26 protein-coding genes are annotated in these 25,640 nt (G+C 65.5%); all 26 read right to left on the bottom strand.

What is annotated here, in order from left to right; translation table 11 throughout:
• Position 1 precedes the first annotated feature (1 nt).
• Complete coding sequence (locus tag C4S71_RS00130) at positions 2-1,132, bottom strand: HEAT repeat domain-containing protein (protein WP_103967795.1); 1,131 nt, start codon at positions 1,130-1,132, stop codon at positions 2-4.
• Complete coding sequence (locus C4S71_RS00125) at positions 1,122-1,910, bottom strand: YaiO family outer membrane beta-barrel protein (RefSeq protein ID WP_103967794.1); 789 nt, start codon at positions 1,908-1,910, stop codon at positions 1,122-1,124. Before C4S71_RS00125 ends, C4S71_RS00130 begins: the two co-directional genes overlap by 11 nt.
• The gene (locus C4S71_RS00120) at positions 1,910-2,299 is read right to left on the bottom strand and encodes a response regulator (protein ID WP_103967793.1); all 390 of its coding nucleotides are present in this window, start codon (positions 2,297-2,299) and stop codon (positions 1,910-1,912) included. Before C4S71_RS00120 ends, C4S71_RS00125 begins: the two co-directional genes overlap by 1 nt.
• Positions 2,300-2,301: 2 nt before the next feature.
• Entirely contained in the window at positions 2,302-4,368 is a 2,067-nt protein-coding gene (locus C4S71_RS00115) for a sensor histidine kinase (RefSeq protein WP_160113335.1), read from the bottom strand.
• A 5-nt stretch (positions 4,369-4,373) separates the two neighbouring features.
• Positions 4,374-4,598, bottom strand: coding sequence for a LapA family protein (locus tag C4S71_RS00110; protein ID WP_103967791.1), 225 nt, complete (start codon positions 4,596-4,598; stop codon positions 4,374-4,376).
• A 122-nt stretch (positions 4,599-4,720) separates the two neighbouring features.
• Positions 4,721-5,323 (bottom strand): HupE/UreJ family protein, encoded by a 603-nt coding sequence (locus tag C4S71_RS00105; RefSeq protein ID WP_103967790.1) that lies wholly within the window; start codon positions 5,321-5,323, stop codon positions 4,721-4,723.
• A 37-nt stretch (positions 5,324-5,360) separates the two neighbouring features.
• Complete coding sequence (gene ureG / locus C4S71_RS00100) at positions 5,361-5,999, bottom strand: urease accessory protein UreG (protein WP_086509579.1); 639 nt, start codon at positions 5,997-5,999, stop codon at positions 5,361-5,363.
• A 249-nt stretch (positions 6,000-6,248) separates the two neighbouring features.
• Entirely contained in the window at positions 6,249-6,983 is a 735-nt protein-coding gene (locus C4S71_RS00095; protein WP_103967789.1) for an urease accessory protein UreF, read from the bottom strand.
• The gene (gene ureE, locus C4S71_RS00090; RefSeq protein ID WP_103967788.1) at positions 6,961-7,500 is read right to left on the bottom strand and encodes an urease accessory protein UreE; all 540 of its coding nucleotides are present in this window, start codon (positions 7,498-7,500) and stop codon (positions 6,961-6,963) included. Before ureE ends, C4S71_RS00095 begins: the two co-directional genes overlap by 23 nt.
• 249 nt (positions 7,501-7,749) lie before the next feature.
• A complete protein-coding gene (ureC, locus tag C4S71_RS00085) occupies positions 7,750-9,465 on the bottom strand; it encodes an urease subunit alpha (RefSeq protein ID WP_103967787.1) in 1,716 nt (571 codons plus the stop codon).
• Positions 9,462-9,830, bottom strand: coding sequence for an urease subunit beta (locus C4S71_RS00080; protein ID WP_103967786.1), 369 nt, complete (start codon positions 9,828-9,830; stop codon positions 9,462-9,464). Before C4S71_RS00080 ends, ureC begins: the two co-directional genes overlap by 4 nt.
• A 10-nt stretch (positions 9,831-9,840) precedes the next feature.
• Complete coding sequence (locus tag C4S71_RS00075) at positions 9,841-10,143, bottom strand: urease subunit gamma (protein ID WP_103967785.1); 303 nt, start codon at positions 10,141-10,143, stop codon at positions 9,841-9,843.
• A 17-nt stretch (positions 10,144-10,160) separates the two neighbouring features.
• Positions 10,161-11,054, bottom strand: a complete 894-nt coding sequence (locus C4S71_RS00070; RefSeq protein WP_086509573.1) for an urease accessory protein UreD — start codon at positions 11,052-11,054, stop codon at positions 10,161-10,163.
• Positions 11,055-11,279: 225 nt separating this feature from the next.
• Positions 11,280-11,978 (bottom strand): urea ABC transporter ATP-binding subunit UrtE, encoded by a 699-nt coding sequence (gene urtE, locus C4S71_RS00065; RefSeq protein WP_086509572.1) that lies wholly within the window; start codon positions 11,976-11,978, stop codon positions 11,280-11,282.
• A complete protein-coding gene (urtD, locus tag C4S71_RS00060) occupies positions 11,978-12,817 on the bottom strand; it encodes an urea ABC transporter ATP-binding protein UrtD (protein ID WP_103967784.1) in 840 nt (279 codons plus the stop codon). Before urtD ends, urtE begins: the two co-directional genes overlap by 1 nt.
• On the bottom strand, positions 12,814-13,956 hold the full coding sequence (urtC, locus tag C4S71_RS00055; protein ID WP_103967783.1) for an urea ABC transporter permease subunit UrtC: 1,143 nt from the start codon (positions 13,954-13,956) through the stop codon (positions 12,814-12,816). Before urtC ends, urtD begins: the two co-directional genes overlap by 4 nt.
• A gap of 3 nt (positions 13,957-13,959) precedes the next feature.
• The gene (gene urtB / locus C4S71_RS00050; protein WP_103968075.1) at positions 13,960-15,534 is read right to left on the bottom strand and encodes an urea ABC transporter permease subunit UrtB; all 1,575 of its coding nucleotides are present in this window, start codon (positions 15,532-15,534) and stop codon (positions 13,960-13,962) included.
• A gap of 202 nt (positions 15,535-15,736) precedes the next feature.
• Positions 15,737-17,026, bottom strand: coding sequence for an urea ABC transporter substrate-binding protein (gene urtA / locus C4S71_RS00045; protein ID WP_371832013.1), 1,290 nt, complete (start codon positions 17,024-17,026; stop codon positions 15,737-15,739).
• A gap of 397 nt (positions 17,027-17,423) precedes the next feature.
• The gene (locus C4S71_RS00040; RefSeq protein WP_086509569.1) at positions 17,424-18,914 is read right to left on the bottom strand and encodes a tripartite tricarboxylate transporter permease; all 1,491 of its coding nucleotides are present in this window, start codon (positions 18,912-18,914) and stop codon (positions 17,424-17,426) included.
• Positions 18,915-18,933: 19 nt separating this feature from the next.
• Entirely contained in the window at positions 18,934-19,416 is a 483-nt protein-coding gene (locus C4S71_RS00035; protein ID WP_086509568.1) for a tripartite tricarboxylate transporter TctB family protein, read from the bottom strand.
• 121 nt (positions 19,417-19,537) lie between these two features.
• On the bottom strand, positions 19,538-20,539 hold the full coding sequence (locus C4S71_RS00030) for a Bug family tripartite tricarboxylate transporter substrate binding protein (protein WP_086509567.1): 1,002 nt from the start codon (positions 20,537-20,539) through the stop codon (positions 19,538-19,540).
• A 164-nt stretch (positions 20,540-20,703) separates the two neighbouring features.
• Positions 20,704-21,450 carry a response regulator gene (locus C4S71_RS00025; RefSeq protein WP_086509566.1) on the bottom strand — a complete coding sequence of 249 codons (747 nt, stop codon included), beginning with the start codon at positions 21,448-21,450 and terminating at the stop codon, positions 20,704-20,706.
• 23 nt (positions 21,451-21,473) lie between these two features.
• Positions 21,474-23,171 carry an ATP-binding protein gene (locus C4S71_RS00020; RefSeq protein WP_086509565.1) on the bottom strand — a complete coding sequence of 566 codons (1,698 nt, stop codon included), beginning with the start codon at positions 23,169-23,171 and terminating at the stop codon, positions 21,474-21,476.
• Between the two features lie 75 nt (positions 23,172-23,246).
• Positions 23,247-23,636, bottom strand: coding sequence for a septal ring lytic transglycosylase RlpA family protein (locus C4S71_RS00015; RefSeq protein WP_086509564.1), 390 nt, complete (start codon positions 23,634-23,636; stop codon positions 23,247-23,249).
• Between the two features lie 73 nt (positions 23,637-23,709).
• The gene (locus C4S71_RS00010; RefSeq protein ID WP_103967782.1) at positions 23,710-25,170 is read right to left on the bottom strand and encodes a sodium-dependent transporter; all 1,461 of its coding nucleotides are present in this window, start codon (positions 25,168-25,170) and stop codon (positions 23,710-23,712) included.
• Between the two features lie 190 nt (positions 25,171-25,360).
• The coding region (locus C4S71_RS00005; protein WP_304481819.1) for a group II intron maturase-specific domain-containing protein at positions 25,361-25,640 on the bottom strand (280 nt) is incomplete at its 5' end.

Here is a 25,640-nt window from a genome sequence, read left to right as displayed (position 1 = left end):
CTCAGCGACGCCGCTCGGCGATGGCGCGCGTCAAGGCATCACGCCCGTAGCGATCCGTCAGCGCCTGCTGCCAGGCCGCGATGTCGGCGTCGCTGACCCCGGGCAGCTCGACCAGCGCATCGGCCGCGGCCTGGCGCACCCACCAGCTGCTATCGGTCAGCCGTTCGAGCAGGAAGGGAGCATCCTCGGGGCCTGCCTGGCGCCGCAGGGCCTGTACCGCCACCAGGCGGACCTGGGGAGACTCGGCCTCGAGCCAGCGCAGCAGCAGCGGTCTGTCGCGGGGGTCGTGCTGCTGCCCCAGACAGCTCAACGCGGCGCAAAGCGAGACGTCCGTACCTTCTTGCTCGTCGATTCGACCGGTGAGAAAGCGTCTGGCCCAAGGCGCCACACGATTCGGTTCGGCCCAGGTCAGCAGCGCCACCAGGCGTATGGGGGGCGCTTCCCCTTCGACCAGGCGCGCCAGCAGCGGGCCGCTCACCGCCGTCGGGCCGGCCTGACGGCACAGCGCTTCGAGACGAGGAATGGCCCAGTCGCGGCGCAGCTCGACCAGCGGGATCACGCGCTGCATGGCTCGTTCGGGATCCATCGCCACCAGGGTTTGCGCGGCCGTTAGCGCCATTACCGGGTTGGGGTCGTCCAACAAAGGCAGCACGTCAGACCAGTAGCGATCGTTGCCGAGATACTGCAGGCAACTCAGCGACAGCAGGCGGCGGTGCACGCCCCGTCCGCGCAGCAGCCGAACCACACGACCGCTCATGCCGATACCTTCGAAGAGCGCGTTCAGACGCTGTTGCGACTGACCCCGCACCTGCCGCCGCAGGCGCAGCCACAGCAACATGAACCAGACCTCTTCATGCTTGCCGCGCGGCGGCCAGGGCAGCGCATCGCCATGCTCCACGCTCCATGCCGCCAGCCGCGGGCGCCAGTCGCCGGTGAAGGCCAGACGGCGTCGCTCGCGGCGGCTGGCCAGCTCCGTCAACACCAGCACCTGCAGCATGATCAGCAGCGTCAGCCCGGCCAGGGCGATGGCACTGTAGACGGCAAATCGCAGCACCGGGTCGTCCGGCGGTGTGGTCAGTACCTGCAACGCCTGGGACAGCAGCCGCTGCAGGTCCACCAGCTCAGAACGCATATCTCAAGCCCAGCTGAATGCCGTATCGATCATACAGATCGCCTTGACTGAGAGCGCCCAGCTCCCAGCTCAGCGCCCAGTCGTCACGGAACCAGTGCCGCCCGTGCAAGGCCACGGATGCCACGTCCGTCGTCACCACCTCGCCGCCGGGCAGCCCCTCCTCCTCGCGACCGAGCGCCCCGCGCACCCCCACCAGGCTGCGCTCGCCGTAGTAGTAGTCCAGCGCCACGGCATGTCCCACCGGGGTACCGGCAACATCCACATCGCTGACGTTGAGCGTGTAGGCGGCGCGCCAGTTGCCCCAGTAGCGCTCCATGCCCAGCGCCAGCCTGTCGACCTGGGAGCCCTCGTAGCGGGTGCGTCGCAGGCTGGCGCTGCCCACATAGCCGCCGCCCAGCACGTGCTGTACGCCGAGATCGGCATGCCAGCGGGCCAGGAAATCGGCCGAGAAGGTGCGTCCGACCTCGGGTTGCACGATCCAGGCATCGCCCAGCGGCACGGCAGCCCCCGCCAGCAGCGCTTCGTCCCAGGTGCCATAGCGGCGCTCCCGGTGCAGCGCGCCATACCAGGTAGGCTCTCCGCGGCGGCTCGACTGCACGTCGAGACGCTGGGTCAGCCAGTCGTCGAAGCCGCTGTCCAGCGCATCGTAACGCAGCGAAGCCTCCACTTCGGTGCGCCGCTCCTGGGCCTGCCCAGCCGAAGCCATTCCCAGCCCCAGTACCATCGTGCCGATGGCGGCGCCGAGCGCGGCATGCCGGGCATCAACCATCCATTGCATCAACGCCTCCTCATGAAACGCCGCAGCCGGGCCAGCAGCTCCTCCGGCTGGAACGGCTTGGTCACGTAATCGTCGGCCCCCAGCTCTAGCGCCCGCACCACATCGGCCTCGCGTGCCTTGGCCGTGAGCATGATGACGGGCACGTCCTGCCAGGCCGGAAGGCCACGCAGCCGTTCGAGGATCTCAAGCCCGTCGTGGTAGGGCAGCATGATGTCGAGCAGCGCCAGGTTCACCGGCGCTATGTCCGTCAGCAGTTCCAGCGCCCGGCGACCGTCCGGCGCATGCACTACCTCGAATCCCTGCCGCTCGAGCAGGAAGCGAATCAAGAAAGCGATGTCCTCCTCGTCCTCCACCATCAGGATGCGGGGCTTGGTTTCGCTCGTCGTCATGATCAACCCTCTTCTTGGTTCGCGATTTCGTCGGGCGCCGGCAAGGCAGGGAAACGGACTCGAAACTCGCTGCCATTCCCGGGCACCGAGGTGAAGTCGATCTCGCCGCCCATGGCGTGAACCAGACCGCGGGTGATCGACAACCCGAGCCCGGTGCCGCCGATGCGTCGCCGGTCGGAACTGTCGGCCTGGGCAAAGCGTTCGAAGACGCGCGCCTGAAACTCCAGCGGTATGCCCTCGCCCCGGTCCCGCACCGATACCTGCCACCACTGCGCCGCTGCGTCCCGCACCGGGCCGACGGATAGCGTGACGGCCGCATTGGCCGGCGAATGTTTACAGGCATTGGAAATCAGGTTGGCGAGCACCTGAGCGAAGCGATGCGGGTCCAGCTCCAGCTCGGCCTGCCGCTGCGGCTGGAGCCGCTCCAGTTGCAGCGTCACCCCGAAGCTCTCCGCGTAGGGGGCGTTGTCGACCAGCGCCTGCTCCACCAGCGCCGTCAATTCGACGCGCTGTAGCCGGACCTCCAACTGACCTGCCTCGAGCTTCTCGATGTCGAGAATGTCATCGATGAGATGCACCAGGCGCTGACCGTTCTTCTCCGCCACCTGAACCAGCGTCCGGGCATCGCCGGGCAGATCGCCGCCATAACCCTGCTGCAGCATGCTCAGCGCCCCTTTCACCGCGGTCAGCGGGGTGCGCAGCTCATGGCTGACGGTGGCGATGAATTCCGCCTTCATGCGCTCCATCTCGCGCCGCTGGGTAATGTCCACGGCCACGGCCAGCAAGTGCTGACTGCCGTCGGATAGCGTCAGCGGGCGCTTGAGCATCTGCAGCCAGTGCTCATTGCCCTCGCTGTCGCGTAAGCGCAGTTCCGGGACACGTAGCTCGTCGCGTCCGGCCAGCAACTCATTGTCACCGACGCTCAGCGGGCGCAGCAGCGAACCCTGATCCAGCTCCGACGGCCGGCGCCCCTCGACCTCGCTCGGGCGCAGCCCGAAGAATCCGGCAAACGACTGATTGCACAGCAGGAAGCGTCCATCTGCATCGCGCGAGAAGATCAGGTTCTCGTCGGCATCCACCACCCGTCGCAGGTACATTTGCTGGTCGCGCAGCCGGCGCCGACTGCGCAACCGGTCGGTGATGTCACGGGCGATGACGAGGTGCTCGCCGTCCCGCGTCGGCAGCATGCGCACCTCGTATTCGATATCGTCGGGGTCGTGCCAGACGAAGCTGTGCATCAGCCCTTCGCTACCGCTCTCTGCCAGGCGTTCATGCAGCTCGCGGGCGAAGGGCTCGGACACCGGCGTCTCCCCCACCAGGCGATGAATGCGCCGCTCGGCATCGATGACATAGAGTTCGTCGGGCACGGTGTGCAGCAGGGCCTGCAACCTCGCCTCACGATGCTCGGCGTCCTCGAGCAGCTGGCGACGAATGGTGAGTACGCGGTTCAGCGCGCCGTAGGCCGCCACGAAGAGGATCACCACGAACGCCACACCGATGATACCCACCTGTCTGGCACGGCCGGCCTGCTCGGCGGCACGCTCGCTCTGCATTGCGAGCAGCTCGCGTTCGTCGCTCTTGAGGGGATCGAGGATGTCGCGGATACGCACCATGGTCTGGCGACCTCCGGCCGCCAAGAGACGCAGCGTTGCGGCCTCGAGCCCATCGCTCTCGCGTACGGCGATGTTGCTTTCGGCGATGCTCACCCGCTGGTCGATCAAGGTCTCGAGAGTCGCAAGCTGCTCGGCAGACATGCGCTCTCCGGATTCGAGTCGTTCGCGCAGCAAGCGACGCTCGGCATCGAGACGCTCCCGAGCGCTGCGGTAAGGAACCAGGTAGTCGCTGCGCCCGGTGATCACGAAGCCGCGCTCACCGGTTTCCACTTCGAGCAGGGACAACTGGAGATCCTGGATCGACGAGATCAGCGCCAGGCCGTCATCGACGGCCTCATTGGCAACGAGAAGTGCCTGCTGGACCCGCCCTGCCTGAAGGGCAAGGCCGATCAACAGCAGAAAGGCAAGCAACGAAGCGAGACGATGCAAGGCAACGGCAGAGGGTCTCGTCAGCAACTGACTCACCTCATTGGCCGCTTGCGATCATTCCGTAGCCGACCCAACAGGTGAAACAGCGACTTGCCACTGACCATGCCCAGCACATAGATCACCAGCAGCAGTAGCGCCAACGGCATCCGCATTCCCCAAGTAAGGAAGCGCACCTCGACCAGGGTGATGTTCTGCACGAAGAGAATCGCGACCAGCAGAGTCACGACGATCTTGATCGCCAGCAGTAGCGTATCCATGCGCTCTCCTTTCCCCAAGCATCCCCTTAAAGCTGGGTGGCGGCGCGTTTTCTGTCAACTTTTGCTAATACGGCGCGCCCGGCCGAAGCCGGGCGCGACAAAACCAGGATTGCGAGTAAGGATCAGCCCAGGGCGAACAGCGCCCCGGCAGCGGCGATCGCAACGCCCAGCGCCCGCAGGATACGGTTCTCACGCGCCATCAGGAACGCCCCCGCCGCACGCCCTGCGTAGGTGATGGCCAGCGTCGCCAGGGTGAAGCCGGCCAGATAGGCCAGCATGGAGGCACCGTGGGGCATCTCGCTGCCATGGGCATGGCCGTGGAACAGCATGAACAGCACGACCACACCAGCCCCCACTAGCGTGGGTACCTTGACCAGCGCCGCGATCAGCACCCCTGCCAGCAGTACCGACATGGCGATGCCGAACTCCACGCCCGGCAATACCATGCCGGCCCAGGCCAGCCCCGCTCCCAACAACATGCCGCCCGCGGCCAGAGCCGGCGCAGCAAGGCTGAAGGCCCGGCTCTGACGCAGGCTCCACAGCCCCACCGCCAGCATCGCCAGCAGGTGGTCGAGCCCCAGCAGCGGGTGAGCCAGGCCGGCGGCAAAACCACCGCCGTGGACATGGTCGTGCCCTGGGTGGGCCACGGCCAGACCGGCGAGGAGGAGAAGCATCGGTGCCGCGAGCAGAGCCAGCTGTGTGGATGATGAACAGGTCGTTTTCATGATGGCGATCTCCTAGCCGAAGGTAGTCGAATGGTCGTCAGGCACTGGCCGGCTGAGCCTGGGGCCGGCGCTCCGGCAGCATGCCGCGGTCAAGAATGAAACGGATGATCTCCTCGAGGCCGACGCCATCGTAGAGATTGGTGAAGACGAACGGGCGCTCGCCGCGCATCTTCTTCGAATCGCGCTCCATCACCTCGAGCGAGGCGTGAACCTGCTCGGCGATGTCGATCTTGTTGATGATCAGCAGATCCGACTTGGTGATACCGGGGCCGCCCTTGCGCGGGATCTTGTCGCCGGCGGAGACGTCGATCACGTAGAGGGTCAGGTCGGAAAGCTCGGGGCTGAAGGTGGCCGAGAGGTTGTCGCCACCGGACTCCACCAGCACCAGCTCCAGGCCTGGATGCCGCTCCTGCAGTTCGTCGATGGCGGCGAGGTTCATCGAGGCATCCTCGCGGATCGCCGTGTGCGGGCAGCCTCCGGTCTCCACGCCGAGAATGCGGTCGGCCGGCAGCGCCTCGTGGCGCAGCAGGAAGTCGGCATCCTCGCGGGTGTAGATGTCGTTGGTCACCACGGCGATGTCGTAGTGGTCGCGCAGCGCCAGGCACAGCTGCTTGAGCAGGGCCGTCTTGCCGGACCCCACCGGGCCACCGACGCCGACGCGTAGGCAATGTGTCATCTTTGTCTCCTTGGCCACCTTAGCGGCACTGTGTATGTCGACAGGCACCAGACCAGTTGCTGCCGAATCCACCTCACGCGATCGCTGGGGCGATGGCCGAGACGACGCGGGCGATCTTCATGGATGAAGATCGAGGAAAGCCGGCACAGGGATGTGCCGTCTTTCCGACCGCGGGAGTCCGGCCGGAGCGCCAGGGTTTCGAGCGCGTGGTGTGGTGAGCGCAGCGGACTGGCTGGCTGACCATCGCAATCAACTCCGAAAAAGCCTCGAGTACTGCGTTTCGTGCAACGCGCTGGCCAGCGCCAGGCCGGGCAGCGCAGGGCCGAGTTCGTCGTCCTCGAGCACGAGCGCCTCGTCTACCGCGGCGACCAACGCCGGGCGCAGCCGCTCGACCAGGCGCTGAGCGGCGGTATGCCCCAGCGGCAACGCCTTGCAGGCCACCGCCAGCTGGTTCTCGAGCCAAGCCCAGGCAAAGCCGAGCATGGCCTGGCGCGGCGCCACCCCACGTACCTGGGCGGCCCAGGCAAACACCGTCACGTAGCCCGCCCCTGCCGGCAGCGCGGGCGACTCGACCGAACGATCAACGGGCAGCAACCCCAGGCTGCCCAGCAGCCGCGCCAGCGAGGCACCCAGGCGCGAATCCTCGGCGGCCAGCTCGGCGGTTTCGCGGTTGGCGGCAAGCCAGCCATCCCATTGAGCGATCGCCTCGGTGTCCCGCTCTGCCCAGGCCCGCTGCAGGCGCGCCAGCACCGGCAGCTCGCAGCGGGTCAGGCCGTCATCAAGCACGCCGGTCAGCCAGTCGCCGAGGCTCGCCTCGTCCTTTACCCAGCCCAGCTCGAAGGCGCTCTCAAGGCCCTGGGAGAAGGCGAAGGCGCCGATCGGCAGCGCCGGGCTGACCAGTTGCAACAGCCCCAGCAGCGCCAGGTCGTCGCCCTGGGCCGTGACCGCCGCGGACGCTGCCTCACGGGGCATGGTGATGCCCATGGCTGTGGTCGTGGCTATGGTCGTGGCTGTGATCATGAGCATGGTCGTGGTCATGACCATGAGCATGTGAATGGCCCAGCTGGTTGTAGGCGCCCGGCTCGGGGTCGAAAGGCGCCTCGTGCCGCTCCAGGCTCGCCCCCAGCAGCTCGGCCAGCTCCTCCAGGACGTGATCCGGCGGGAAGCGTACGTAACCACCCCGCCAGTCCTCACCCAGTGCCAGTTGCACGTGGCGATTGCCAAGGTGGTAGGCGAGCCGTGCCAGGGGCAAGCCCGCTTCGACCCGCGCGGTCACCACCGGCTCGTCGGCAGCCCTGACCCGCACGATCTCGCCACTCTCGGCGCGCAGCCCCTCGCCATGGCGCAACACCGGGCCACGGTCGAGAAACAACCCCAGATCGCGACCGGAGTCGCTGACCGCCTTGAGCCGACCGCGAATACGCAGCTCATAGGGCAGCGTGAGGGTGTCGCTGGCCTGGCGCCCCTCGATGGGTCCCAGACGTTCGATCAGTTTCAGCATTGCGATTGCCTCGTTGAATTCAGGCCCTGGGCCATGCCGGTGACAGACCGCACCCCGCCGAACCACCTCGCGCGACCGCTGGCAGTCCGGGCGAGACGATGCGGGCGATCTTCATGGATGAAGATCGAGGAAAGCCGGCACAGGGATGTGCCGTCTTTCCGACCGCAGGAGTCCGACCGGAATGCCAGGGTTTCGGGCGCGTGGCGTGGTGAGTGCGGGGTTGCGAGCATGGCACCATCCTCGAAGGCTTCAGAACAGGTGGTAGCGCTGCGCCAATGGCAGCTCGGTAGCCGGCTCGCAGGTCAGCAGCTCGCCGTCACAGCGCACCTCATAGGTCTGCGGATCGACGCTGAGCTCGGGGCAGGCGTCGTTGAGCTTCATGTCGCTCTTGCGCACCCCGCGCACGCTCTTGCACGCCACCAGTGGGCTCGCGAGCCCCAGCCGCTCGCCGACGCCGGCGTCCAGCGCCGCCTGGCTGACGAAGCTCACGCGGCTCTGGCTCGCCGCCCGGCCGAAGGCACCGAACATGGGACGGTAGTGCACCGGCTGCGGCGTGGGGATAGACGCGTTGGGGTCGCCCATCGGCGCCGCCGCAATCATGCCGGCCTTGAGGATCAGCGCCGGCTTGACGCCGAAGAAGGCGGGGCTCCACAGCACCAGGTCGGCCAGCTTGCCCACCTCGATGGAGCCCACCTCATGGGCGATGCCATGGGTGATCGCCGGGTTGATGGTGTACTTGGCGATGTAGCGCCGGGCGCGAAAGTTGTCGGCGCCGAGCGCCTCGTCCTCCGGCAGCAGGCCGCGCTGCACCTTCATCTTGTGAGCGGTCTGCCAGGTGCGGCACACCACCTCCCCCACCCGCCCCATGGCCTGGGAGTCCGAGGCGATCATCGAGATCACCCCCATGTCCTGCAGGATGTCCTCGGCAGCGATGGTCTCGCGGCGAATGCGCGAGTCGGCGAAGGCCACGTCCTCGGGAATGTTGGGATCGAGGTGGTGACACACCATCAGCATGTCGAGATGCTCGTCGATGGTGTTGATCGTGTAGGGTCGCGTCGGGTTGGTCGACGACGGCAGCACGTAGGGCTTGGAGCAGGCGATGAGAATATCCGGCGCGTGACCGCCACCGGCGCCCTCGGTGTGGTAGGTGTGGATGCCACGCTCCTTGAAGGCAGCCAGGGTGTCCTCGACGAAGCCCGACTCGTTGAGCGTGTCGGTATGGATGGCGATCTGCACGTCGTAGCGCTCGGCCACGCTCAGGCAGGTGTCGATGGAGGCCGGCGTGGTGCCCCAGTCCTCGTGCAGCTTGAGGCCGATGACGCCCGCCTCGATCTGCGCTTCCAGCGCCTCGGGCAGGCTGGCGTTGCCCTTGCCGAGCAGGCCGATGTTCATCGGCAGCTCGTCCACCGCCTGCAGCATTCTGCCGATGTGCCAGGCGCCCGGCGTGCAGGTGGTGGCATTACTGCCGGTGGCAGGTCCGGTGCCGCCGCCGAGCATGGTGGTGATGCCGCTCATCAGCGCCTCCTCCACCTGCTGGGGGCAGATGAAGTGGATGTGAGCATCGATTCCGCCGGCGGTGAGGATCTTGCCCTCGCCGGCGATGATCTCGGTGCCGGGGCCGATGACGATCTCCACGTCGGGCTGGGTGTCCGGGTTGCCCGCCTTGCCGATGGCCGCGATTCGGCCCGCCTGGATGCCGACATCGGCCTTGATGATGCCCCACCAGTCGAGGATCAGGGCGTTGGTGATCACCGTGTCCATCACCGTGGCGTCGGCGCGCTGGCTCTGGCCCATGCCGTCGCGGATCACCTTGCCGCCGCCGAACTTCACCTCCTCGCCGTAGTGGGTGGCGTCGCGCTCCACCTCGATCCACAGCTCGGTGTCGCCCAGACGCACTCGGTCGCCCACGGTGGGGCCGTACATGTCGGCATAGGCCTGCCGGCTGATCTTGTTAGGCGTGCTCATGACGGGTCTCCATTCGCTGCGTCGCCGGATGACGATTTGCGCGCGGGGGCGGGCGCGATAGAGAGCGGGCCCATCACCTCACCGCGGAAGCCGTAGATGTGACGGCTGCCGGCAAAGGGGATCAGCGTGACTTCACGGGTCTGGCCCGGCTCGAAGCGAATCGCCGTTCCCGCCGCCACGTCCAGGCGAAAGCCGCGCGCCTTGGCACGGTCGAAGACCAGCGCCGGGTTGGTTTCGGCGAAGTGATAGTGGGAGCCGACCTGGATCGGCCGGTCGCCGGTATTGGCCACCTCCAGCGTGATCCGCTCGCGCCCGGCGCAAAGCTCGATCTCGCCGTCCTTCAGCTGATACTCACCAGGAATCATGGATGGCTCCTTACACAATGGGTGAGTGGACAGTCACTAATTTGGTGCCGTCGGGAAAGGTGGCCTCGACCTGCACCTCGTGCACCATCTCGGCTACCCCCTCCATCACATCGTCGCGGCCGAGGATCTCGCGGCCGTAGCTCATCAGCTCGGCCACGCTGCGCCCGTCGCGCGCGCCTTCCATGATCTCGAAGCTGATCAGCGCCACGGCCTCTGGATAGTTGAGCTTGAGGCCGCGGGCCCGGCGTCGTTCGGCCAGCTGGGCGGCGGAGAACAGCAGCAGCTTGTCCTTGTCTCTCGGGGTCAGTTCCATGCGTCTCTCCTGGTGAGTCAGGTGAACCAGATACGGGGCGGATGAGCGGGCACACCGATGAGCAGCGGCCTCAGGCAGGCCCAGGCCTGCCGGCAGATCTCCCAGGCTTCGTTGCGTTCATGGCCCAGGTAACGCAGCAGCAGTACGCCGTGGCGCACGGTCACCGCCCAGCGCGGGCTCGCCGCGAGCGCCTCACGCAGTGCCTCGATGGCGGCGGTTTCGTCACTGAGACCCACGGCCCATAAAGTGGCCTGTACGCTGGCGCCGCCCTGCCCCCAGCGGCCGGTGAAGCGCGGGTGAGCCGGATCGAGCGGTTGGCGCTCCAGCCACAGTGGCTTGCCGTCGCGATACAGCCGAAAGCGCTGATCGATGCGCCCCGACACATAAGGCAGTCGGCTCGCCGGCCGGCCCAGCGCCAGTACTTCCCAGCCCAGGCAGCGCGCCCCCGCATCGAGTTCGATGAGCGTCTCCTGCACGCCCCGCGAGCCATCGAAGGCGATGGTCTCCTGGGGCAGCCATTCGAGAATGCCGTGCTGCGATACCTTAAGACTGGTGCGCTGTTCCCAGGCCACGCCGTGGCTGTCGGCCCGGTAGAGCTTGTTGGCGGCAGGCGTGGTCAGCAGCGCATGGGCTTGCGGCTCGACCCGCGCGGCGATGCTCAAGGCATCGCCGCTGACCAACCCGCCGGGTGGATGCAGCAAGTAGACGTGGCAGGCGCCATCTCGCCCTTCCGGGTAGAAAGGCCGCTGCACCCGTAGCGGGCCGCGGTGGCGCGCCTCGACCATACGCGTATGCCCATCGCGGCAGTCGAAGCCGAGCGTCAGCGACGCCGCCCAGTGACGCTCGGCATCGAAGCGATGGCCGGAGTGCGTCGCTGGCTTGGCGAAAGCGGAGTTGGCGAAAGCGGTCATTGGCGGCTCGTGGCATACATATCTGACCAACCCTTCAGCAAGGGTCGTACCAGCTTGGTGAATCGCCCCAACTCGCTTTTATAAACAACACCTTATAAAAAATCGGCGAGCCGCAGCCACGACTCACCGACTCCTTTTGGTGCGCCAGTTCGGCGCTTTTGCACCAACCTAATGCACCATTTTCGTTCGCAGCACCCTTCTGGTGCGGGCATCGCCACAGTCGCCCTATACCGTCAGGTGTTCCTTGATCAGCGCATCGGAGAGTTCTGCGATCTCACCCTTGGCTACCGGCCTGCCGCGATCCATGATCACGAAACGGTCGGCGTACTTGCGTGCGAAGGGCAGCTTCTGCTCCACCAGCAGCACGGTGAGACCGTCCTCCTCGATCAGCTTACGAATCACCTCGCCGATCAGGGTGACGATATTGGGCTGAATGCCCTCGCCCGGTTCATCGAGGATCAACAGGCGAGGCTCGATCACCAGGGCACGGCCGATGGCCAGCTGCTGCTGCTGGCCGCCGGAGAGATCCCCGCCACGGCGGTGCTTCATCTCCTTGAGCACCGGAAAGAGCTCATAGATGCGCTCCGGAATGGTGCGCCTGCCGTCGCCGCGAGCCGCCAGACCGGTGCGCAGGTTCTCTTCCACGGTGAGCAAGGGGAAGATCTGCCGCCCCTGGGGCACGTAGCCGATTCCCAAACGCGAGCGATCCTCCACCCGCCGCTTGGTCAGCTCGACATCGTCGGCATAGCGAATGCTGCCGGAGGAGACCTTCACCTCGCCCATGACGGCCTTCATCAGGGTGGTCTTGCCCACCCCGTTGCGGCCCATCACGCAGGTACACTTCCCGGCTGGCACGGCCAGGTCGAGATCCCACAGAGTGTGGCTCTCGCCATAGAACTGGTTGAGCTTGTCGATCGCCAGCATCAGAGCGTCTCCTCTTCGGCTTCGGCACCCAGGTAGACTTCGATCACCCGTGGGTCGCTGGAGACCTGATCCATGCTGCCCTCCGCCAGTACGCTGCCCTGATGCAGCACCGTCACCTTGCGCGCGATGGAACGCACGAAGCCCATGTCGTGCTCCACCACGACAACGGATTGCTTGCCGGCAAGCCCGGTGAGCAGTTCGGCGGTACGCTCCATCTCCTGCTCGGTCATGCCCGCCACCGGCTCGTCCACCAGCAGCAGCCGCGGCCGCTGCATCAGCAGCATGCCGATCTCCAGCCACTGCTTCTGACCATGGGAGAGAATGCCCGCCGGGCGGGCGTGCAGTGCCTTCAGGCCGATGATCTCCAGGATCTCGTCGATGCGATCGCGAATCTCGCCGTTGATGCGGGCGGTGAGCGTGGGCAGGATGCGCTTGTCGGCGGCCATCGCCAGCTCCAGGTTCTCGAACACCGTGAGCGCTTCGAACACCGTGGGCTTCTGGAACTTGCGGCCGATGCCGAGACTGGCGATCTCCGGCTCGTTCATGGTCAGCAGGTCGTGACGGCTGCCGAACCAGACCTGGCCGCTGTCGGGCCGGGTCTTGCCGGTGATGATGTCCATCATGGTGGTCTTGCCGGCACCGTTGGGCCCGATGATGCAGCGCAGCTCGCCGTCGTCGATGGTCAGGTTGAGTGCGTTGATCGCCTTGAAGCCATCGAAGCTGACCGTCACGTCCTCCAGGTAGAGGATCGGCCCGTGCCGCACGTCGACCGGCGACTCCACGGGTACCAGGAAATCGAAGACCCGGTCACGGCTGGCCAGGGAACGCAGAATGCTCATGCCGATGCCTCCTTGCCGGAAAACGAACCGTCACCGTCTCGGCGGCGGCGCAGCCTGAGCGCCAGCAGCCCTGCCACACCCTTGGGCAGGAACACCGTGACCAGCACGAAGAGTCCGCCCAGGGCGAACAGCCAGGCGTCCGGCATTGCCCCGGTGAAGACCGTCTTGGCATAGTTGACCAGTATCGCCCCGATCACCGCCCCGTAGAGCGTCGCCCGGCCGCCCAGCGCCACCCACAGCACGATCTCGATGGAGAACAGCGGCGAAAACTCGCTGGGGTTGATGATGCCGACCTGGGGCACGTAGAGCGCCCCGGCAAGCCCCGCCAGCATGGCCGAGACCGTGAACACGAACAGCTGGAAGCGCTCGACCCGGTAGCCGAGAAAGCGCGTGCGCGCCTCGGCGTCGCGGGTCGCCACGCACACCCGGCCCAGCTTGCTGGTGACGATGGCCCGGCACAGCACGTAACCCAGCGCCAGGGCCACGCCGGTGGCCAGGAAAAGGCCCAGCCGGGTCTCGCTGCTGCGCAGGTTGAAGCCGAGAATCTCGCGGAAGTCGGTCAGTCCGTTGTTGCCGCCGAAGCCCATCTCGTTGCGGAAGAAGGCCAGCATCAGGGCGAAGGTGAGCGCCTGGGTGATGATCGACAGATAGACCCCGGTGACCCGCGAGCGGAACGCCAGGAAGCCGAACACCAGCGCCAGCGCCCCCGGCACCAGCAACACCATCAGAAAGGCGAACCAGGCCATGTCGAAGCCGTACCAGTACCACGGCAGGCTGTCCCAGTTGAGGAACACCATGAAATCGGGCAGCTCCGGGTGGCCGTAGACGCCGCGGTCGCCGATCTGGCGCATCAGGTACATGCCCATGGCGTAGCCGCCCAGGGCGAAGAAAGCGCCGTGCCCGAGGCTGAGGATACCGAGATAGCCCCACACCAGATCCACTGCCACCGCCAGCAGCGCATAGCTCAGGTACTTGCCGAACAAGTTAACGGTATAAGCGCTGACGTAGAGCGGGTGACCAGGCGGTACCGCCACGTGCAGCAGCGTCACCAGCGTCATGGCCGCCAGCAGTACGCCAAGAAAGATCAGCGTCGAGCGCTCGCCGAACGGCCGCAGCAGCCAGAGTCGAGAAGAATCCATGGATCAGCCCTCCGCCGCCCGGCCCTTCTGCGGGAAGAGTCCGCGGGGGCGCTTTTGAATGAACAGGATGATGAACACCAGCACGATGATCTTGGCCATCACGGCACCGGCCCAGGGCTCCAGCACCTGATTGATCACACCCAGCGAAAGGCCTGCCACCAGGGTGCCCCACAGGTTGCCCACACCGCCGAACACCACCACCATGAAGGAGTCGATGATGTAGTTCTGGCCCAGGTTGGGGCCGACGTTGGTGAGCTGGCTGAGGGCCACGCCGGCCAGCCCCGCCACCCCGGAGCCCAGGGCGAAGGTCATGATGTCGACTCGGGTGGCGCGAATGCCCATGGAGCGCGCCATGGCGCGGTTCTGGGTCACCGCCCGCACCTCGAGCCCTAGCCGGGTGCGGCGCATGATCAGCATCAGTACGGCGAACACCACCAGGGCAAAGCCGAGCACGTACATTCGATTGAGGGTGAGGGAGAGCGCATCGTTGACGGCAATGGAGCCGCTCATCCACTCCGGCGTGATCACGGTGCGGTTGAGCGGCGAAATGCCGGTGCGCACCAGCTGCTGCAGGATCAGGCTGATGCCGAAGGTGGCCAGCAGCGTTTCCAGCGGCCGCCCTTTCAAGAACTGAATGACGCCACGCTCGATGGCGATACCCGCCAGAGCTGCCACCAGGAAGCCGGCCGGGATCGCCAGGATCAAGGCCAACCCCGGCTGACCGGGCAGCAGTTGCTGCATGGCCCAGGTGGTATAGGCACCGAGCATGATCAGCTCGCCGTGAGCCATGTTGATCACGCCCATCACGCCGAAGGTGATGGCCAGGCCGATGGCGGCGAGTACCAGCACCGAGCCGAGCGAAAGACCGAAGTAGAGCGTCTCGGCGGCGCGGTTGAGCTTGAGCATCTGCTCGATGCCGTTCAATGCCTCACGGGCGGCGTCGGCCACGATCGGATCGTCGCCGTTGGCGGCACGGTTGAGGGCGACGCGTACCCGGGGGTGCAGGCTACCCTGCAAGTCATCTATGGCCTCGAGTTCACCCTGCTCGAGACGGTAGATGGCCAGGGCCTGGACCAGCCGTTCGCGCACCCTGGCGTCCGGCTCTTCTTCGATCACCTCGGCCAGCGGTCCGGCCAGATCGCCATCGACTTCGCCCAGCAGACGCTCGGCAGAAGCGCGGCGCAGCCCGACATCGGCGGCGTAGAGATCGACCACGGCAATGGCGCTGCGCAGCTGGTTGCGCAGCGCATTGTTGATGCCGATACGATCCAGCTCACGGCGCGACATCTGGCCCAGCGGCTCGCCGCTCAGCGCATCCTGTACCGGCCAGTCGCGACCGGTATTGTCGAGCACCACCACGAAGCGGCCGTCGCCGGCGCGCTGCAGGCGCCCGTCGAGCAGCGCCTGCAGCCAGTCGCGGGCGCGGGGATCGTCGCTGTGCACGATGGCCTCGATGGCCCTGCCCTTGGCGGGAAACGAATCGACATCCAGCGCCTCGAGCAGCGTCATGGCGGCAACATCGTCGGCCGGCGCGGCATCCTGCGCCGCTGCGGGGGTCGTCATGGAGAGACCGAGCATCAGCAGGAGGCTCAGAGCGAGAACCAGCAGCCACGAGCCCCGGCTCTGGGAGGTACGTTCATCCTCGGCGGCATCGGTGCCGGCCCTCGCCCCGGCCGTCGCTGGCCCAAGCATGGGGGGGTATCTCATCGGAGCGTTCCTCGGAAACGATAGAGAAGGCGTGCTCCCCCGCTGCACTTGGGCAGCGGGGGCGGGGTACCACTTACTCGGCGAGTGCTGCTTCGGCCTCTTCGGCCGCCGTGCTGCCACCGCAGCGACCGGTGGCGACATTGAAGTTGCCGCAGCGCATCGGCGCCTGCCAGTCGGCCATCAGATCGCGGGAACCCGGCAGGTAATCGGACCAGGCATCGCCGGCAACCGTGGAGGGCGTCTGCCATACGATGTCGAACTGGCCGTTGTCCTGGATCTCACCGATCAGCACCGGCTTGGTGATGTGGTGGTTGGGCATCATCGCCGCATAGCTGCCGGAAAGATTGGGTACCACCACGCCGATGATGGCGTCCTTGATGGCATCGGGATCGGTGGTGCCTGCCTTGCGTACCGCCTCGGCCCACATGTTGAAGCCGATGTAATGGGCCTCCATCGGGTCGTTGGTTACCGCCTCTTCGTCGCCGGTCCACTCGATCCAGGCGTCGATGAAGTCGTAGTTGGCATCGGTGTCAACGCTCATGAAGTAGTTCCAGGCGGCCAGATGACCGACCAGCGGGGCGGTATCGACACCGGTCAGCTCCTGCTCGCCCACCGAGAAGGCGATGACCGGAATGTCACCGGCGTCCACGCCCTGGTTGCCCAGTTCACGGTAGAACGGCACGTTGGCGTCGCCGTTGATGGTCGAGACCACCGCAGTAGGCTTGCCTTCGCTGCCGAAGCGGCGCACCTCGGCAACGATGTTCTGCCAGTCGCTGTGGCCGAAGGGGGTGTAGTTGATCATGATGTCGTCGTCCGCCACACCGTGCTCTTCCTTGAGGTAGGCCTCGAGGATGCGGTTGGTGGTACGCGGATAGACGTAATCGGTGCCGAGCAGCGCGAAGCGCTCGATGCCCATCTCGTTGATCAGGTAGTCCACGGCGGGAATGGCCTGCTGGTTGGGGGCCGCCCCGGTGTAGAAGACGTTCTCGGAAGACTCCTCGCCCTCGTACTGGACCGGATAGAACAGCAGACCGTTGAGCTCCTCGAACACCGGCAGCACCGCCTTGCGCGATACCGAGGTCCAGTTGCCGAATACCACGTCCACCTGGTGCTGTTCGAGCAGCTCACGCGCCCGCTCGGCGAACAGCGGCCAGTTCGAAGCCGGATCGACCACCACCGCTTCGAGCTGACGTCCCAGCAGACCGCCCTGCTCGTTCTGCTGGGCAATCAGCATCTCCACTGTGTCTTTCAGGGTCGATTCACTGATGGCCATGGTGCCGGACAGCGAGTGCAGGATTCCCACCTTGATGGGGTCCTCCTGGGCCAGTGCCTGACTGGCAGAGCCGAGGGAAACCGCTGCCATCAGGGCCAGGGTGGTGGAACGAAGCGGGAAAGACATGATGCGTCGGGAAGCGTTCAAGCGAACCTCCTTGCGCCCTCTGAGAGAGGGACTTGTTGTGAAGGTCATGTGCAGCCGACATTGGCCACACAGCACTAGGCCTCCTGTCTCTGCAAAGCGTGCGCCATCATGCGGCAAGTGCTGAAAAGTCTTTGGATAACGGATGGTTAAGTAAAGCAAGAAAAGAATAATTTACCGTTTACGCACCTCAGACGTGCAGCTTTGGGCGCCATGAACGCGCCGCGACGGAGCGGCTGCACCACCACGAAGCACCATGGCAGTGCAACGGGAAAAAGCGGAAACGAAAGCGGGGGCGCCGATCGCTCGGCACCCCCGTTTCAAGGCAGGAAGGTTCAGGTTATCAAACGCTGCGGCGTGCCATTACGCGCTTGATCAGCGGCAGAGTCAGTGACAGCGCGGCAATGATCAACAGCCACATGGAGATCGGCTTGTCGATGAAGATCGACCAGTCTCCTCCGGAGATCTGCAGCGCCCGGCGCATGGACTCCTCCATGATGTCGCCGAGAATCAGCGCCAGGATCAGCGGCGCAGCCGGGAAGCCGAACAAGCGCATGCCCAGCCCCAACAGGCCGAAGCCGAGCAGCAGCAGCAGATCGAAGACGCTGAAGCTCATGCCGTACACCCCGATCATGCAGAAGATCAGGATCAGTGACAGCAGCAGCGGCCGCGGCAGGTCGAGGATCTTGGCGATCAGCGGAATCAGCGGCAGGTTGAGCACCAGCAGGAAGATGTTGCCCAAGTACATGCTCGCCACCACGCCCCAGAAGACGTCGGGACGATCCACCAGCATCGCCGGGCCGGGCGACACGCCCATTACCAGCAGCGCGCCGAGCAGCACCGCAGTAGAACCGGAACCGGGCACGCCCAGGGTCAGCAGCGGCACGAAGGAACCGGTACAGGCGGCGTTGTTGGCCGACTCCGGCGCCGCCACGCCCTTGATGTTGCCCTTGCCGAAGGTGTCACCGTCCTTGGCCAGACGCTTCTCCATGCTGTAGCCGAGGAAGGAGCCGATGGTGGCACCGGCACCCGGCAGCACGCCGGTGAAGAAGCCCAGGATGGAGCTGCGGCCAATGGGCGGGGCGATCTGCTTGATCTCCTGCTTGGAGAGCTTGAGCGAACCGATGGCGTTACGCGGCTGCTCCTTGCCGCCACCGCCCTTGAGCAGCATGTAGAACACCTCGGCCAGAGCGAAGATACCCAGCGCCACGACCAGGAACTCGATGCCGTCGAGCAGATGCACCGTGCCGAAGGTGAAGCGCTCGGTGCCGGTCTGCAGATCGATGCCCATGATTGAGATCATCACCCCGACCACGGCGGCGATCAGCCCCTTGACCAGCGACTTGTCGGACAGCGATACCACTGCAGTAAGACCCAGTACCATCAGCGAGAAGTACTCGGCCGGGCCGAAGCTCACCGCCACCCGCCCGAGCAAAGGCGCCACCATCATCAGGAAGATGATCGAGACGGTGCCGCCGATGAAGGAGGCGTAGGCGGCAATGGCCAGCGCCTTGCCCGCCATGCCCTGCTTGGCCATCGGGTAGCCATCGAAGGAAGTCGCTACCGTACCTGCCACACCAGGGGCATTGAGCAGGATCGACGAGGTAGAGCCGCCAAAGATCGCGCCGTAGTACACCCCCGCCATCAGAATCAGGCCCGAGGACGGCTCCATGCCGAAGGTCAGCGGAATCATCAGGGCCAGGGCGCTGATCGGCCCCAGTCCCGGCAGCATGCCGATGATGGTCCCGGCAAAGACACCGGCAAAGACGTAGAGGATATTGATCGGCTCCAGCGCGATGCTGAAGCCGTACATCAGATTGTTGAAAGCTTCCATGGGCTCACTCTCCGGCCAGTCAGATCGGCAGCACGCCGGTGGGTAGGTAAACGCCCATGATGCGCGTCATGGTCAGATAGAGCCCCAGCACCACGCCCAACGCAGTGGCCAGGTTGACCCAGTGGCGGCGATAGCCGTAGTAGGCGGCCAGGCCGAAGACCAGGGCCACGGAGCTGAGCACGAAGCCCACCGGCACCAGGATCAGGGCATAGACCGCCAGCGCCACCGCCGTGACCGCCACGCGGGACCAGGGCCGCAGCAGCAGCGGCAGCCGCTGCTCTTCGGGATCGAGCTCATCCGGTACGTCCTGAGCCTTGGGTTTCTCGAGAAACAGCAGCACCGAAAGCCCCAGCAACGTGAAGCCAAGCACCTTGGGGAAGAGGTCGGAATCGATCGGGCGCGGCAACGGAAATGAGGGAATCTGCCAGGCCATGGCCAGATAGCCTACCGACAGCAGCGCCAGCAAGAGAGCAATGACCTGGTTGGAGTTGAGTCGTGTCATGGGATTCGGTCCCGGGCTACCGCCGCGTGAGCAGCGCCCAAGTTCTTGGCGTTCGAGAATGCCCGGACCTCGCTAGGCGAGGCCCGGACCCGGGAAGCGAAAATCGCAGAAGCGTGGTGGGTTATTCGCCCAGCAGACCGAGGTCGCCCAGAATGGTGCTGAACTGCTCTTTCTGCTCATCGAGGAAAGCGCCAAACTCCTCGCTGTCCTGATAGGCATCGATCCAGCCCAGCTGCTCGCGGGCCTGCTGCCAGCCGTCGGTCTCGAGCATCTGAGCGAACAGATCCTCGTAGTAGGCCACCGCCTCCGCCGGCATGTCCGGGGTGCCCATCACACCGCGCCAGATATCGAAGGTGTAATCAATATCCTGCTCCTGGTAGGTCGGCACCTCCGCCAGAGCACCACCCAGACGCTCGGGGGCAGACACGCCCAGGGCGCGGATCTGGCTGTTCTCGCCAAGCTGACCGGAAGCCTCGCCGGCGCCGGTGATCACCGCTTCCACGTGACCGCCCATCAGGCTGGTCATGGCTTCACCACCACCGGAGAACGGGATGTAGTTGACGTCTGAGGCGTTCAGACCCGCCGCCGCTGCCAGACCGGCCATGGAGATGTGGTCCATGGAGCCCGGGGCGCTACCGCCACCGACGCTGAGCTGGGGATTCTGCTCCATGGCTTCGATCAGCGACGGCAGATCCTCGTAGGGCGAGTCGTTGCGTACCAGCACGATGGAGTAATCGGTGATCAGCCTGGCAATCGGCGTGAAGCTGGTGTGGTCGTAGCGGGATGCGCCGGCCAGCGGCACCAGAATGATCGGCGGGCTGGTGGCGAACAGCTTGTGCGGGTTGCCGCTGTCACGGGCGATCTGAGCCCAGGCCACCGCACCTCCGCCGCCCGGTACGTTGATGGCACCGAAGCTGCGCTCGGCCAGACCCTCTTCCTGGATGACGCGGGAGGTGGTGCGCACCAGGGTGTCCCAGCCGCCGCCGGGGTTGGCCGGGGCGATGAACTCGATGTTGCGGGTCGGGGTCCACTCGTCGGCCTGAGCCGCACTGCTCATGCCCACCACCGCAGCGAGCGGCAGCACGATGGCACTGAAACGGGTGAGGTGTTGCTTGGCAGTCATGGCGTTCTCCTGGATAGGATCTTGTTGTGACAGCGGGTCTCATGCCCACGTACAGGTTGAACGTTAGAAGAACCAGATACGAAGCGGCAAGTTTATGGGCATAAACGATAAACTGTTCGTTGTGTGCATTTTGTTCATTTTGCTCACGGGCCGCTCTGACACCCTCAACTCTCTTCGCACCAGGCCGCCGCATCACCCACGAGGCGGTAGCGTCTTTCAGGTCTCCCTACATCACCGTAGCCCAGTTCGGCGCCAACTACCTGCACCGACACCAGAAATTCCAGATAGCGCCGTGCCGTGGAGCGACTCGCTCCCATGGCGCGCGCCACGTCCATGGCCGCCAGAGGCTTGCCAGCACTGTCCAACGCCGCCACCACGGCACGCAACGTCAGACGATCGATGCCCTTGGGCAGGCTGCGCGCGGCACTGCCCGGCGCTCCCTCCGGGCGCAGCCGCGACAGCACCCGATCGAGCTCCTCCTGGCTGAGCTCGTGGCGTGCCGCCAAGGCTTCGCGTTCGCGACGAAAACGCGCCAGCATCTGCGCCATGCGCGCCGCCTCCACGGGCTTGATCAGGTAGTCGAAGATTCCCCCGCGCAGCGCCTCGGAAATGGTATCGACCTCCCTTGCCGCAGTGATCATGACGATGTCCACGTGCACATGATCCCGGCGCAGCGCCCACAGCAGCTCCAGCCCTTCGACATCGGGCAGGTAGGCATCCAGCAGCACCAGATGGACCTCTGCCGCATGTTGCGCCATCAGCTCACGCGCCTCTGCCCCACTGCGAGCCATCCCCACGACTCGAAAGCCTTGGCTCTGCTCGATGAAGGCGCGATGTATCTCGGCGATGCGGAAATCGTCCTCGATGATCAGGATGCCGTATTCTTCAGGCGTCGAGCCTGCCTCGTACATTCTTTCCCCCACGGATATTGGCATTATGGTAATGGGTTCTCGGCTTGCGCCGGTTGCACGGTGCGACACAAGGAGCGAGAGAGCACCACCGTGAAACAGGCGCCGCCCAGCTCGCTCTCCTCCAGCGTGATCGCTCCACCATGTTCGCGACACAGGCGACTGACCAGCGCCAGGCCGATACCGCGGTGCTTGCCGGGCTTGGTGGAAAAACCTTCCTTGAAGATGGCCTCGACGTGTTCGGGCGGCACGCCGGGGCCGTTGTCCTCCACTTCGATCAGCATCTGCTCACCGAGATCGGTGAAGAACAGCCGCACCTGCCCTTTTGCCCCACCCTGACGTACCGCATGGAAAGCGTTGTCGATCAGGTTGCCGATCACCGTCATGACGACCTCCTGGCCGGTGAGGGTCAGCGGAGTGGAAAGCGAGCTCTGCTCGTCGATCTCGAGATGCACGTCGAGCTCTCGCGCTCGGGTCAGCTTGCCCAATAGCGTACCGCTCACCACCGGGTCGGCCACGTGCTTCATGAGGAAGGTCATCTGGGCCTGCTGGCGCTCGCTCTCCTGATGGATCAGCGCCAGAGCGTCTTCGACTCTATCGAGCTGGAGCATGCCCGAGATGGTGTAAAGCTTGTTGGAATACTCGTGAGCCTGGGCACGCAGCATGTCCACGTCGCGGCTCGCAGCGCTCAGCGCATCGGAGAGTTCGACGATCTCGCGGCGACTGCGGAACGTCGCCACCGCCCCTTCCACTTCGCCGGCGTCGACGATCGGCACCCGGTTGACCACCACGGGGTGATCGCCCAGCCACATCTCCTGATCGAACTGCCGCTCGCCCCGCTCCAGCACCTCGGAGAGACGCGAGTTGGGCACCAGTTCCTGGATCGGCCGCCCCAGCACCTCTTCCTCAGGTGGCAGGCCGAGGAAACGCCGGCCCTGCTGGTTCACCAGGGTGATCTGTCCTTCGCGGTTCACCGCCAGGATGCCCTCGTGAATCGACTGCAGAATGGCCTCCTTCTCCATCGCCAGCCGGGCGATCTCATAAGGCTCGAGACCGAGGATCACCTTTTTCAGATGACGTGAGAGCAGATAGGCACCGGCGAAGCCGAGCACGATCATCAGCGCCACCAGCCACCAGCCCAGGCTGGTGTGCTCGACCACGTCCATGGCCACGCGGTCGAGCATGAAGCCCACCGAGACGATGCCGATGATGTTGCCCTCGGCATCGAATACCGGGGTCTTGCCGCGCATCGCCTTGCCCAGTGAACCGACCGCCTCGGAGACGTAGGACTCGCCGTGCAGCAGCGCGCGGTCGTTGTCGCCGCCGACCATGGACTCGCCCAGGCGCTCCGGCAGGGGGTGGGAATAGCGCAGGCTCTCGGTATTGCCCACCACCACGTAGCGAGCCCCGGTCTCGCGACGGATGCGTTCGGCGATGGGCTGGATGGTGGCGCTCGGATCGGGGTCGTCGAAGGCGGCGATCAGCTCGGGGATGCTGGCCACGCTGAGCGCCACGGCCAGCGCGCGCTCGCCCATCTGGTGGCTGATGATCTCGCCCTTGCGATGATTGAGATAGGCGCCTTGAGCCAGCAACATGGCAGCCAGCAGCACACCTACCAGCAACATCACCTGCAGGCGGAAACTGCGCGTCAGCCAGCTGCGCCGCGCACGTCCGCGGCGCAGACTCTGAAGCTCGGCAATGGATTCACTGCGCGGGGATGACATGAGCGAAGCCCGACGTGAACGAAAGCGTCATTGTCGCATGGCTGGACGGCCGAGGCATCCGCCGGCCGGGCTCGCTCACTCCGGCGTCAGGCGCACGTTCACCACACCGGGCCCGATCATGTCGAGTTCCTCAGCCGCGCGGCGCGAGACGTCGATGACCCTGCCGCGTACGAAGGGGCCGCGGTCGTTGATGCGCACCACCGTCTCACGACCGTTGTCCAGCCGCGTGACGCGCACATGGGTACCGAACGGCAGGCTGCGGTGAGCCGCCGTCAGCGCGTTGCGGTCGTGGCGCTCGCCGCTGGCGGTCTGGCGGCCGTGATAGCGGTCGGCATAGAACGAAGCCTGGCCCTGCTCACCGTTCCAGCCGGACGGTGCCGAGACGCGCTCGCCCTGTCCGCCGCCGCGTCCGGCGCAGCCGGCGATCAGCACGGCCATGAACAACACGAGCGCGACTCTGATCATCTCTCTTCACCTCGAAGGACGTTCCCAACGAACCGGCCCGACATTAGCTTCAAGTGCAACGACAGACAAGTGCTCAGCCGGCCAGGGTACGCCGCAGCCGCGGGCTCACCAGCTCGCCGAGCAGGGTGATCAGCGCCAGCACGCCCAGCAGCCAGGGCCAGTGCATGCCGAATTCCAGGCGCGCGATACCCAGCGCATCGACGAAGATCACCAGGATGCCCAGCGGGCTCACGTAGCGCACCATGAACAGCCACAGCGCATGCCACTGCGCCGAGAGGCCCAGCTCCTCACGGAAGCTCTCGCTCTTCAACACGAAGCCGGCCAGCAGCGCCATGCCCAGGCCGCCCAGCGGCATCATCCAGCGCGAGGTGAGGTAGTCCAGCCAGTCGAAGAAGTGACGGCCGGCCAGGGTCCAGTCGGTCCCCAGATTGAACGACAACATCGCCAGGGTGCTCACCAGCCACAGCACGATGCCGGTACCCCAGGCCGCGGTGCGTCGGCTGATGCCCTTGTTGTCCACCAGCCAGGAGACGGTGGCCTCGACCATGGAGATCGACGAGGTCAGCGCCGCCATGGAGAGCATGACGAAGAACAGGATGCCGAACAGCGTGCCCAGCGGCATGGCCTGGAACGCCAGCGGCAAGCTCATGAAGATCAGACCCGGCCCCTCGCCGGGGTTCATGCCGTTGGCGAAGATGATGGGGAAGATCGCCAGCCCCGCCATCAGCGCCACCAGGGTATCGGCAATCGCCACGCTGAAGGTGGTGCGCGCAATGGACGTGCGTGACGGCAGGTAGCTGCCATAAGTGAGGATGGCCCCCGAGGCCAGCGACAGGGTAAAGAAGGCATGACCCAGGGCAGCCAGCATGCCGTCGCTGGTCAGGCTGCCGGCATTGAACGAGAACAGGAAACGCCACGCCTCGCCGAAGCCGCCGGAGAACACGCCGTAGCCGATCAGTATGAGCAGCATGATGACCATGCCCGGCATCATCCAACTGACGCTGCGCTCGATGCCCGCTTGCACACCCTTGCCCACGATCAGCATGGTCAGAAGCGTCACCAGGGTGCTCCAGAAGCCCAGGTTGAAGGGGTTCTCGTTGTTGGCGACGAAGATCGCCACCATGTCGTCCACGCCGCTGCCGGCGAGCTGACCGGTCAACATCTTCCACAGATAGGAGAACGACCAGCCGGCCACCACCACGTAGAAGGAGAGGATCATGAAGCCGGCCAGCATCGCCATCCAGCCCAGCAGCGACCACAGCGGCGACCGCCCCGATTCCGTCACCACGCGGCGTACCGCATCGATGGGGCTGCCGCGGCCGCGCCGGCCAAAGGCGATCTCGGTCATCATCACCGGCACACCCACCGCCAGGATGCAGGCCAGATAGACCAGCACGAAGGCGCCGCCGCCGTGCTCGCCGGTGATATAGGGAAACTTCCAGATATTGCCCAGGCCGACGGCAGAACCGGTCGCCGCCAGCACGAAGCCCCAGCGGCCCAGCCACTGAGCGCGAGGTTGTTGGGTAGTCGTCATCGTGTCACCAGGGGGAGTTGTTATCGCGCGGACGCAGCAATATGCCCGCCATATTGTGAGGTTTGCAACGTCATTTATTGTCTAGCATTGTAATTTCATGACATCTGCCTGAGGACAAAATCGGGTAGGGGCCGGGGTCACCCCCGGCGCCCTCCCACACCACCGTACGTACCGTTCGGTATACGGCGGTTCATGAAGAACGGCTAAGCCCTCTTACCGTATCGAGTACCGAGATCAGGCCCAGTCCATCAAACCACTTCCTTGGCAGGGCCTGATTCATGTGCGAGGCCCCGGCGTTCCACCAGGCGCCTCGCCCATTTCCCGCTGACTTCCACGCCCGATAGTCGTCCAGCCCCAGCGCCAAGAGCTTACGACGCCGGGTCCGCGGGCGCTTCCACTGCCGCCAGATCACGCAGCGCAGTCGGCGACGTATCCAACCATCCAGCGCTTCCAGTGGACGCTTCACGTCG

The sequence above is a fragment of the Billgrantia desiderata genome, from assembly GCF_900108215.1.
Taxonomy (GTDB): domain Bacteria; phylum Pseudomonadota; class Gammaproteobacteria; order Pseudomonadales; family Halomonadaceae; genus Halomonas; species Halomonas desiderata.
This window is presented reverse-complemented; position numbering and strand designations above follow the sequence as displayed.